Raw genomic sequence first — 10,632 nt, 5'->3', positions numbered from 1 at the left:
CGTTCCGCCGTCCGGTGGCCCCGGTCCCCTTCCCAGGGGGCCGGGGCCATCGGCGTACCCGGGCTGGACACGCCCCTACGGGCCGGTAACCTCTGGCCATGAGCAAGCCGCCCCGCCTCACGCTTCCCTCCGGTGCCCGTGCGTACCTCCTGTCCACCGCCCGCGGCGATTTCGCCGTGCACGAGGCCGGTGAGCCGGTCCGCGGGACCGCCCTGCTGGTCCCCGGTTTCACGGGCAGCAAGGAGGACTTCATCGGGCTCCTGGAGCCGCTGTCCGCCGCCGGGTACCGGGTGGTCGCGGTCGACGGGCGCGGCCAGCACGAGAGCCCCGGTCCGCGCGAGGAGTCGGCGTACGCGCTCCAGGAACTGGCGCTGGACGTCCTCGCCCAGACCGCCGCGCTGGACGGGGGGCCGGTCCACCTGGTCGGCCACTCGCTGGGCGGGCTGGTCTCCCGGGCCGCCGTCCTGCGCGACGCGGCGCCGTTCGCCTCCCTCACGCTGATGAGCAGCGGGCCCGCGGCGATCGCCGAGGACCAGCAGGAGCGTACGAAGCTGCTGGTCGCCGCGTTGGAGGCGATGCGGGAGGACATGGCGGGGGTGTGGACGGCGATGCGGTCCTTCGACCCGGAGGACGCGGTCCCCGATTCCCCGGAACTCGCGGAGTTCCTGCGCGGGCGGTGGATGGCGACGGTGCCCGAGCAGCTGATCGCCACGGGCCGGGTCCTGGTCTCCGAGCCGGACCGGGTGGAGGCGCTGAGCGGTGTGGACCTGCCGAAGCTGGTGCTGTCGGGCGAGGTCGACTACGCGTGGCCGGTCCCGCTGCTGGACGACATGACACATCGGCTGGGTGCGGAGCGGGTGGTGGTGGCGGGCACCGAGCACTCCCCCAATGCGGAGAACCCGCAGGTCACGGCGGGTGCGCTGGCTGCCTTCTGGGATGCCCACCCCCAGGTTTAGTTAGCCAGTCAAAAAATTTCCTTAGCGTAGGGAATGTTTGCCTCTTACACTTCGTTGGGAACAGTGCAAGGAGAACACTGACGAAGGGAGAAGCCCGTGCGCTTCGAGATTCTGCGCCTGGACGATGTCGACGGAACCGCCGTGGACAGCACCGTCGTGGACGCGGCCTCCGTCAACCGGATCGTGCAGCAGGCGGCCGCAGTGGGCCAGCGCATTCTGATCCGACCGGCCGAGAGTGCGTCCTCCTGACACTCCGCACGAATACACACACGCGAAAGCCCCCGCACCGAGCGGGGGCGGGGGCTTTCGCGTGCGGGCGGAGCCCGTCGGGGCTGCGGGCCGGCCGGCGCCGGTCAGGCGCCGTGCACGACCTGGAGCACGCCGTTGATGATCTGCTGGACGGCGATCGCGGAGAGCATCATGCCGGCGAGGCGCGTCACGAGGACGACGCCGCCGTCCTTGATGACCCGGATGATCACCAGCGAGTAGCGCATCGTGATCCACAGCACGACGTGCATGGCGATGATCGCGGACCAGACGGAGAGCTGTGCGCCGACCCCGTCCGCCTTCTGCACGGCGAGGATGACGGAGACGATCGCACCGGGGCCCGCCAGCAGCGGCATGCCCAGCGGCACGAGGGCGACGTTGACGTCCTTGGTCTGCTTGGGCTCGTCGGTCTTGCCGGTGAGCAGGTCGAGCGCGATGAGCAGGAGCAGCAGACCGCCCGCGATCATCAGCGCGGGGACGGAGACGTGCAGGTAGTCCAGGATCTGCTGGCCGCAGATGCCGAACACGGCGATGACGCCGAAGGCCACGCAGACGGCCTGCCAGGCCATGCGGCGCTGCACCTTGGCGGGGCGGCCGGAGGTCAGGGCGAGGAAGATCGGCGTGATCCCCGGGGGGTCCATAATCACAAAAAGCGTGAGAAATAGGGATCCGAAGACGGCGAAGTCGAACACAGTGATGCCTTGCAGGAGAGAGGGGTGTTTCGAAGGAAGAAGAAGGGGCGGGCGGGCGCGCTTACGCGCCGGTCGCTCCGCCGGCGCCCGGCACGGGGAAGGCCCCCGTCGCGCGGCGCGTGATCTCGCCGTAGATCTCGGGGTCCGTCGTGTACTCCCCGAGGCGACAGGTCTTGCGGCTGCCGTGGTAGTCGCTGGACCCCGTGGTGAGGAGGCCGAGCTCGCCGGCCAGGGCGCGCAGCCGCCCGCGCGCGTCACCGTCGTGGTCCATGTGGTCCACTTCGATCCCGTCCAGGCCCGCGGACGCGAGCTCGGCTATCGCGGACTCGGGGACGCAGCGGCCGCGCTTGACGGCGGCGGGGTGCGCGAAGACGGTGACCCCGCCGGCCGCCTTGACGAGGCGGATGGCGTCGAAGGGGTCGAGCTCGTGCTTCTCGGCGTACGCGCGGCCGCCGTCGGCGAGCCAGTCCGGCGTGAACGCGTCGGACACGGTGGGGACGACGCCCAGCTCGACGAGTGCGGTGGCGATGTGCGGACGCCCGACGGAGCCTTCGCCTGCAATCCGGGCCACCTGCTCCCAGGTGACGTCGACGCCCAGTTCCCGGAGCTTGCCGATCATGGCGTGGGCGCGAGGGGTGCGGTCGTCGCGGACGAGTTCCCGCTCGCGGGCGAGCTCCGGCTCCTCGGGGTCGAAGAGGTACGCGAGCAGGTGCATCCCGATGCCGTCGAGCCGGCAGGACAGCTCCATGCCGGTGACGAGGGTGAGCCCCTGCGGCAGTGCGGCGAGGGCTTCGGCGTATCCCCCGACGGTGTCGTGATCGGTCAGCGCGACCACGTCCAGCCCGGCGGCGGCCGCATTGCGGACCAGCTCGGCGGGGGTGTCGGTCCCGTCGGAGGCCGTGGAGTGGGCGTGCAGGTCGATGCGCACGGCCGGTGCTCCAGGGGTCTCGCGGGTACGGGGGGACACCCCAGGATACCGCCCGCCCGCCGCGCGGGCGCCACGGCGCCTGCGGGCCCGACCCGGTGAACGGGGCCTACGGACCGAGGACGCGGGGGCTCAGGGCGCCGCACGGGAGGAGTTCGACCTCGGCTCCGGCGTCCCGCAGGTCCGTCAGCACCAGTTCGTCGTACATCAGCAGGCCCGACTGCTCCGGCCAGACGACGGCCCACAGCCACAGCCCGCGCGCCTCGCCGGCGAACACGGCCCGGTCGTCCGGGGCTCCCTTCACGTGCCACAGCGGTGTCGGGCGGCCCGCCGCGACGACCTTGACGTGCGGCGGGGAGGAGACGTCGATGTGCGTACCGGGGTCGGGGCCGTCGATCCCGGCGTACCGGGCGCCGAGGCCGACCCCCAACTCCTCCGCGACCAGCAGCAGCTCGCCGATCCCGCCGAGCGGTCCGGGGCCCGAACAGGCCACCGCCGTCGCCCGGCCCCCGCTGCGGTCGTCACCGGCTGCCGCCACTCCGGTGAACAGCCACCCCACCGGCAGCGGCCACGGCATCCACACCGGCACCTTCGCCCGGTTCACCACCACGCCCAGGCCCTCGACGCTGGGCGGGATGACGGGTTGCAGGGGGTGGACCGTGCCGTGCAGCGCGCACTGCCACGAGTCGGAGAAGAGCCCGGGCGCCCTGACCCGGCCACCGCACTTCGGGCAACTTGGTTCGCCCCTCATAAGAAGCCACGCTCCTCCCCGCCCGGCGCCCCGTCAAGACACGATCACCCGTCCGGATGTGTCAGTCCAGCGCCACGGCGGTACGGAGGGGGTCCCGCAGATCCGTGCCGTGCGACAGCCAGCGTTCCTGGAGCGCCGCCGCGCCGTGCACCCGTTTCCAGGCGGCCTCGTTCGCCGTCATCGGCAGGAGCGGGAGGAAGTGCACCGGGTCCATCGGCGCGTCGAGTTCGAGGTCCTCCACCAGTCCGCCCGGCTCGGCGACGAGCACGGAGGTGAACGGCGCCCCGTCCCACAGCGGCCCGCCCACGTCGAGCGAGGCGCCGGGGGACACCACCAGCCCCTCGACCTGCGGCGAGGAGCCGAGCACGGCGAGCGGCCGCAGCAGCTTGTCCGTGGGCGCCAGGCCCGCCCGCACGGTCAGCACGAGCTCGGCGCGCGGCCCGCGCAGCGGGTCGGCGACCACGACGGTCGGGTCGGACATCGGGTGCGCGGACATGCCGAGGGTCGCGTACCGCACGAGGTCGCCCTCGGCGAAACGGAGCACCTCGATGCGGTCGGTACCGAGGAAGGTGACGGCGGCGCGGGCGTCGGGTTCGCCGAGCGCGCTGCGCAGCCGGGCTTCGACAAGAGCCAGAATTTCTGCCATGAGGCGAGCATAGAACTCGTATGAGGCGGGTAAAGGGCGGGTCTTGACCATCCGTCGGCTGATAATGTTGACCGCTGGTCGGGGCCACACTCTTGAAGAGCTGTTTCGGGGCATCCGGCGACAGGACGTCCTCCACGGAGGACCGGCCGGAGGAGGTGGGGCTGCAATGGATCGAAGTCGATCGTGCAGTACCAACCGCTCTTCCACTCCCTGTACGGGCGCGTTCCCGCCCGTTTGATCATCTGATCAGTCGAAGAGCGACGGCAGAACTTTGTCCTCCCGTCCTGTTCCTTCCGTCCGCCCGGGCCTGCCCGCCTGCCGCGGCCGTGCCATCCGGAAGGGACCTCCCACCCGTACGGTCCGCAGCCGTGCGTGCGAAGGAGCCTGCCATGTCGATGCTGCCCTACCTGCGTGCCGCCGTACGTCCGGCCCTGCGCAGGTCCACCCCCGTCCTGCCCGGCTACGACACCACCCGCGACCCGTCCGCGAGCAGCGCGGTCGTCGACTGCGCCGTGTACCGCGACGGCCGACGCGCCCTGGGCTCGGCCTGCCTGACGCCCCGTGAGGCCATGGCCAGGGTCCGGGAGGACGGCGGGTTCGCCTGGATCGGCCTGCACGAGCCGACCGAGGCCGAGTTCGCGGGGATCGCCGCCACGTTCGGCCTGCACCCGCTCGCCGTGGAGGACGCGGTGCACGCGCACCAGCGGCCGAAGCTGGAGCGCTACGACGACACGCTGTTCACCGTCTTCAAGACGATCCACTACGTGGAGCACGACGAACTGACGGCGACCAGCGAGGTGGTGGAGACCGGCGAGGTCATGTGCTTCACCGGCCCGGACTTCGTCATCACGGTCCGGCACGGCGGCCAGGGCTCGCTGCGGTCCCTGCGCCACCGCCTCCAGGACGACCCCGAGCTCCTCGCCAAGGGGCCCTCGGCCGTCCTGCACTCGATCGCCGACCACGTCGTCGACGGGTACATCGCGGTCGCGGCGGCCGTCCAGGACGACATCGACGAGGTGGAGAGCGCGGTCTTCGCGGCGCCCGCCAAGGGCAGCGCGCGCGGCGGCGACGCGGGCCGCATCTACCAGCTCAAGCGCGAGGTGCTGGAGTTCAAGCGGGCCGTCTCCCCGCTGCTGCGGCCGATGGAGCTGCTGAGCGAGCGCCCGATGCGGCTGGTGGACCCGGACATCCAGAAGTACTTCCGCGACGTCGCCGACCACCTGGCGCGGGTGCACGAGCAGGTCATCGGCTTCGACGAGCTGCTGAACTCGATCCTCCAGGCCAACCTCGCGCAGGCGACGGTCGCCCAGAACGAGGACATGCGCAAGATCACCTCCTGGGCCGCGATCATCGCCGTCCCGACGATGATCTGCGGGGTCTACGGGATGAACTTCGAGCACATGCCGGAGCTCCACTGGCGCTACGGCTACCCGATGGTGATGGCCGCGATCGCCGCGTCCTGCTTCACCATCCACCGCGCACTGCGCCGCCACGGCTGGCTCTAGCCCCCGAGGGGGCACCCCCTACTCTGTTGCGCATGACTCTCAGTGCGCTCGACCTGGCCCTCGTCGAGGAGGCCACCAAGAAGTCCGGCCTGATCTGGGTCCGCGGCTCCGGGGCCGACCGGGCGCTGTGGCACGCCTGGGTGGACGGTGCGGCCCACGTACTGGGCGACGGGCCCGGGGAGCAGCCGTTCCCGGGGCTCTCGGACGGCGGGCCGGCCGAGGTGACCGTGCGCAGCAAGGACAAGGGCGGCCGGCTGGTCGCCTGGACCGCGACCGTACGGGAGCTCGAACCCCGCGGCGAGCAGTGGCGGGCCGCGGTCGCCGAGCTGAAGGGGAAGCGGCTGAACGCGCCCGACTCGGAGGAGATGACCGAGCGGTGGGCGCGCGAGTGCCGGCTGCTGCGGCTGGAGCCGGTGACGGCGAGCACGGACCTGCCCGGCGGATCGCTGGCCGCGGTCCCGCTCGGCTCGCCGGCGGTCACCCGCAGACCCGTCCCGGCCGGCCTGCCGAAGCTGCTGCTGCGGCGGAAGAAGGCGGCCGGCGGGACCCCTACTTCGTAGGGTCCGAGCCCTGCCCGGAGCTCTTGCCCGGGCTCGGGGCCGGCCCGGACCCGGCGCTCTGGCCCTTGGTCGTCGGCATCTGGGACCCGTAGTCGACGGTCTGGTCCTGGGCGGGGGCCTCCAGCGGGAAGGTTTTGCCCCACTCGGCGAGCTCCACCCGGCCCGCCCCGCCGGCCCGCTCCAGGCGCAGCGGGTACGGGGTCCCCTCCAGGGACACCGCCAGCTTGCCGCCCTTGCCCTTGTCCGCCGTGACCAGGACCGCGCGGGTGGGTCCGACCTTGGTGTACTCGCCCTTGGCGAGCTTCCCGTCGAGCCCGAGCAGCCCGTCGAGCAGCACGTGCATGTCGGTGAACCCGCGGAACTGCTTGTACGTGGGGTCGCTGTCGGGCACCTTCACGTACTTGTCGCCGAGCTTGCCGGCCGAGTCGGACTTCCCCCAGAACGCGGCGCTCGCCTTCAGGTAGAGCTGCTCCCCCACGCGCAGCACCTGGAAGGTGTCCTGCTGCAGCTTCACCTCGCCGGAGCCGCCGTCCTTGGCCAGCCGCATGTCGAGCGTGAAGGACTTGCCGCCGCTGACGAGCGTGCCGGACAGGTGCACCGAGGTGGCGGCCGCCACCGCGGCCTTCGCCTTGCCGTCGATCTGGTCGGCGGAGAGCTTGCCGACGCCGTTGGTGCCCTCGTCCGGGTCCGCCCCGCAGCCCGTGCCGGTGACGGCCAGGCCAGCGAAGAGGACACCGACGAGGGCCGCCCGGCGCAGCCGAGCGGCGGGGAGGTGGGCGGTCACGGGCAGGTGCCTCTCGTCGTGCGTCTTCGAGCAGCAGGCAGCGTACCCGCCCGTAGTTCCGGTACCGGGCGGGTGGTCGGCCCTCCGGGCGGCCGCGGCAGCCCCGCTCACGGGCGGACCGCCCCACCAGGACGCTCTCCGGCGGCACGGGCTAGCCTGAGGGGCGGCAGGACTGAGGACCGACGCTCTAGGAGGCGCTCGCATGGCTGGTGGCGCCCCGCGGATCTTCGTCTCGCATCTGTCGGGTGTGCCCGTGTTCGACCCCGCCGGCGACCAGGTCGGCCGGGTCCGCGACCTCGTCGCGATGCTGCGCGTCGGCGGCCGTCCGCCGCGGCTGCTGGGCCTGGTGGTCGAGGTGGTCAGCCGGCGCCGGATCTTCCTCCCGATGACCCGGGTGACGGGCGTGGAGTCCGGACAGGTCATCACCACCGGCGTCGTGAACATGCGGCGCTTCGAGCAGCGGCCCACCGAGCGGCTGGTCCTGGGCGAACTGCTGGACCGGCGGGTGAACCTCGTCGCGGGCGGCGAGGAGGTCACCGTCCTGGACGTGGCCATCCAGCAGCTGCCGGCCCGCCGCGACTGGGAGATCGACAAGATCTTCGTACGCAAGGGCAAGGGCGGCGCGCTGCGCCGGCGCGGCGAGACCCTGACCGTCGAGTGGTCGGCGGTGACCGGGTTCTCGCTGGAGGAGCACGGGCAGGGCGCCGAGAACCTGGTGGCCACCTTCGAGCAGATGCGCCCGGCCGACGTCGCGAACGTCCTGCACCACCTGACGCCGAAGCGGCGCGCCGAGGTGGCCAACGCCCTCGACGACGACCGGCTCGCGGACGTCATGGAGGAGCTGCCCGAGGACGAGCAGGTGGAGATCCTCGGCAAGCTGAAGGAGGAGCGCGCCGCCGACGTCCTGGAGGCGATGGACCCGGACGACGCGGCCGACCTGCTCTCGGAGCTGCCGGAGGACGACAAGGAGCGGCTGCTGACGCTGATGCAGCCGGACGACGCGGCCGACGTGCGCCGCCTGCTGTCGTACGAGGAGAACACCGCGGGCGGTCTGATGACCACCGAACCGATCGTGCTGCGCCCGGACGCGACGGTCGCCGACGCGCTGGCCCGGGTACGGCAGGCGGACCTGTCGCCGGCGCTGGCCGCGCAGGTGTACGTGTGCCGGCCGCCGGACGAGACGCCGACGGGCAAGTACCTGGGGACCGTGCACTTCCAGCGGCTGCTGCGGGACCCGCCGTTCACGCTGGTGAGCTCGATCGTGGACACGGACCTGCCGCCGCTGCGTCCGGACGCCTCGCTGCCGGTGGTCACGAGCTACCTGGCCGCGTACAACATGGTCGCCGTGCCGGTGGTCGACGAGAGCGGTTCGCTGCTGGGCGCGGTGACCGTGGACGACGTGCTGGACCACCTGCTGCCAGACGACTGGCGGGAGACGGACTTCCATTCCGAGGAGGCCGTGCATGGCCGCTGAGCGGGGGCGCGGGGACCGCGACCGCGACGGGGCGCGCGAGCGTGCGCGCGAGTGGCGCCGGGAACAGTCCCGGGAGCGGCGCGAGCAGGCGCGGCTGCACTCGCGCGAGCACGGGCTCGCCGAGGCCAACGACCGGGCCGAGCGGGCGGAGCGGGCCGCGGAGCGCGCCGAGCGCACCAAGGCCGGGCAGTCGACGGGGTCGAGTGCGCTGACGCGTTCGCGGGTCCGCCTCGACCAGCCGAGGGCGCCGCGGCGCTCGCTGCTGCCCGAGTACGACCCGGAGGCGTTCGGCCGGCTGTCGGAGCGGGTGGCGCGGTTCCTCGGCACGGGCCGGTTCATCGTCTGGATGACGCTGGTCATCATCGTGTGGGTGCTGTGGAACATCTTCGCGCCGGACCACCTGCGGTTCGACCAGTACCCGTTCATCTTCCTGACGCTGATGCTGTCGCTGCAGGCCTCGTACGCGGCTCCGCTGATCCTGCTCGCGCAGAACCGCCAGGACGACCGCGACCGGGTCAACCTGGAGCAGGACCGCAAGCAGAACGAGCGGTCCATCGCCGACACCGAGTACCTGACCCGGGAGATCGCGGCCCTGCGGATGGGCCTGGGCGAGGTGGCGACCCGCGACTGGATCAGGTCGGAGTTCCAGGACCTGATCAAGGAGATGGACGAGCGCCGTCTATTCCCGGCGGAGAGTGACGAAGGCGACCGCTAGCGGCCTTTCCTGAGGCAGGCTACCGAGCCGTACCATCGGGGCATGGCTACCGACACAAGCTCCGCCGCCGTGCCCGAGCAGGATGCGATCCTCGACGCACTGGCGACGGTGAACGACCCCGAGATCCACCGGCCGATCACCGAGCTCGGCATGGTCAAATCGGTGGAGATCGGCGACGGCGGCGAGGTGGCCGTCACGGTCTACCTCACGGTGTCGGGCTGCCCCATGCGCGAGACGATCACCAAGAACGTCACCGAGGCCGTCGAGCGCGTCTCGGGCGTCACCTCGGTCGCGGTCACGCTGGACGTGATGAGCGACGAGCAGCGCAAGGAGCTGGCGGCCACGCTGCGCGGCGGCACCGCCGAGCGCGAGGTCCCGTTCGCCAAGCCGGGCTCGCTGACCCGCGTCTACGCGGTCGCGTCCGGCAAGGGCGGTGTCGGCAAGTCGTCGGTGACGGTGAACCTGGCCGCGGCGATGGCCGCGGACGGTCTGAAGGTCGGCGTCGTCGACGCGGACATCTACGGCCACAGCGTGCCGCGCATGCTGGGCGTGGACGGCCGCCCGACCCAGGTCGAAAACATGATCATGCCGCCGTCGGCCAACGGCGTGAAGGTCATCTCCATCGGCATGTTCACCCCGGGCAACGCGCCCGTGGTGTGGCGCGGTCCGATGCTCCACCGCGCCCTCCAGCAGTTCCTCGCGGACGTGTTCTGGGGCGACCTGGACGTCCTGCTGCTGGACCTGCCGCCGGGTACGGGCGACATCGCGATCTCCGTCGCCCAGCTGGTGCCGAACGCGGAGATCCTCGTCGTGACCACCCCACAGCAGGCCGCGGCCGAGGTCGCGGAGCGTGCCGGCTCGATCGCCGTGCAGACGCACCAGAAGATCGTCGGCGTGGTCGAGAACATGTCCGGGCTGCCCTGCCCGCACTGCGACGAGATGGTCGACGTGTTCGGCTCGGGCGGTGGCCAGAAGGTCGCCGACGGCCTCACCAAGACGGTCGGCGCGACCGTCCCGGTGCTGGGCTCCATCCCGATCGACGTACGGCTGCGCGAGGGCGGCGACGAGGGCAAGCCGGTCGTCCTGTCCGACCCGGACTCCCCGGCCGGCGCGGCGCTGCGCTCCATCGCCGGCAAGCTGGGCGGCCGCGCCCGCGGCCTGGCCGGCATGTCCCTGGGCATCACGCCGCGCAACAAGTTCTGACGCTTCCGGTACGGGCGGCCCGCACGGGCCCCCGTACCGCACAGCGCGAAGGGGCCCCCCCGCCGCCGGGGGCCGGTACCGTTCCCGGACCGGGTTGGGGGGCGGGGACCGGGGCGGGGGGGGCCGGGGCGCCCCCGAGCGAACCCCCCCCGTC

Annotated in this window: 12 protein-coding genes; 7 read left to right on the top strand and 5 right to left on the bottom strand. The window is 72.2% G+C overall.

Going from position 1 to position 10,632, the window contains the following annotated elements; all coding sequences use genetic code 11:
- Window positions 1–98: 98 nt before the first annotated feature.
- Together ACFXA3_RS22135 and ACFXA3_RS22130 are read left to right on the top strand one after the other, a co-directional pair.
- A complete protein-coding gene (locus ACFXA3_RS22135) occupies window positions 99–956 on the top strand; it encodes an alpha/beta fold hydrolase (RefSeq protein WP_385189144.1) in 858 nt (285 codons plus the stop codon).
- A gap of 96 nt (window positions 957–1,052) precedes the next feature.
- The gene (locus tag ACFXA3_RS22130) at window positions 1,053–1,205 is read left to right on the top strand and encodes a hypothetical protein (protein ID WP_366858777.1); all 153 of its coding nucleotides are present in this window, start codon (window positions 1,053–1,055) and stop codon (window positions 1,203–1,205) included.
- A 104-nt stretch (window positions 1,206–1,309) separates the two neighbouring features.
- On the opposite strand, the gene ACFXA3_RS22125 is transcribed toward ACFXA3_RS22130, so the two are convergent.
- From ACFXA3_RS22125 to ACFXA3_RS22110, 4 genes are all read right to left on the bottom strand, one after another.
- Window positions 1,310–1,915 carry a MarC family protein gene (locus tag ACFXA3_RS22125; protein WP_376192892.1) on the bottom strand — a complete coding sequence of 202 codons (606 nt, stop codon included), beginning with the start codon at window positions 1,913–1,915 and terminating at the stop codon, window positions 1,310–1,312.
- Window positions 1,916–1,976: 61 nt separating this feature from the next.
- Entirely contained in the window at window positions 1,977–2,843 is an 867-nt protein-coding gene (locus tag ACFXA3_RS22120) for a PHP domain-containing protein (RefSeq protein WP_385189140.1), read from the bottom strand.
- Between the two features lie 106 nt (window positions 2,844–2,949).
- On the bottom strand, window positions 2,950–3,591 hold the full coding sequence (locus tag ACFXA3_RS22115) for a DUF6758 family protein (RefSeq protein ID WP_385189138.1): 642 nt from the start codon (window positions 3,589–3,591) through the stop codon (window positions 2,950–2,952).
- 61 nt (window positions 3,592–3,652) lie between these two features.
- Complete coding sequence (locus ACFXA3_RS22110) at window positions 3,653–4,237, bottom strand: suppressor of fused domain protein (protein WP_385189136.1); 585 nt, start codon at window positions 4,235–4,237, stop codon at window positions 3,653–3,655.
- Between the two features lie 389 nt (window positions 4,238–4,626).
- Between ACFXA3_RS22110 and ACFXA3_RS22105 the strand changes: the two genes are divergently transcribed.
- Window positions 4,627–5,742: a magnesium and cobalt transport protein CorA gene (locus ACFXA3_RS22105; RefSeq protein WP_385189135.1), complete on the top strand. Its 1,116-nt coding sequence runs from the start codon at window positions 4,627–4,629 to the stop codon at window positions 5,740–5,742.
- 32 nt (window positions 5,743–5,774) lie between these two features.
- Entirely contained in the window at window positions 5,775–6,302 is a 528-nt protein-coding gene (locus tag ACFXA3_RS22100; protein WP_385189133.1) for a hypothetical protein, read from the top strand.
- Here ACFXA3_RS22100 and ACFXA3_RS22095 read toward each other — a convergent pair.
- Window positions 6,292–7,086 (bottom strand): hypothetical protein, encoded by a 795-nt coding sequence (locus ACFXA3_RS22095; RefSeq protein WP_385189131.1) that lies wholly within the window; start codon window positions 7,084–7,086, stop codon window positions 6,292–6,294. The two genes, ACFXA3_RS22100 and ACFXA3_RS22095, sit on opposite strands and share 11 nt — an antisense overlap.
- Before the next feature lie 202 nt (window positions 7,087–7,288).
- Between ACFXA3_RS22095 and ACFXA3_RS22090 the strand changes: the two genes are divergently transcribed.
- The 3 genes from ACFXA3_RS22090 to ACFXA3_RS22080 all read left to right on the top strand — a co-directional run bounded on the left by ACFXA3_RS22090 (window position 7,289) and on the right by ACFXA3_RS22080 (window position 10,478).
- On the top strand, window positions 7,289–8,560 hold the full coding sequence (locus ACFXA3_RS22090) for a magnesium transporter MgtE N-terminal domain-containing protein (protein ID WP_385189129.1): 1,272 nt from the start codon (window positions 7,289–7,291) through the stop codon (window positions 8,558–8,560).
- Window positions 8,561–8,768: 208 nt separating this feature from the next.
- Window positions 8,769–9,275, top strand: a complete 507-nt coding sequence (locus tag ACFXA3_RS22085; RefSeq protein ID WP_385189147.1) for a DUF1003 domain-containing protein — start codon at window positions 8,769–8,771, stop codon at window positions 9,273–9,275.
- Between the two features lie 87 nt (window positions 9,276–9,362).
- A complete protein-coding gene (locus ACFXA3_RS22080) occupies window positions 9,363–10,478 on the top strand; it encodes an Mrp/NBP35 family ATP-binding protein (protein WP_385189146.1) in 1,116 nt (371 codons plus the stop codon).
- Window positions 10,479–10,632 lie beyond the last annotated feature (154 nt).

Origin of the sequence: Streptomyces sp. NPDC059456 (genome assembly GCF_042750055.1) — a bacterium.
GTDB lineage: Bacteria > Actinomycetota > Actinomycetes > Streptomycetales > Streptomycetaceae > Streptomyces.
The sequence above is the reverse complement of the archived record's forward strand: the minus strand, read 5'-3'. Positions and strand labels throughout refer to the sequence as shown.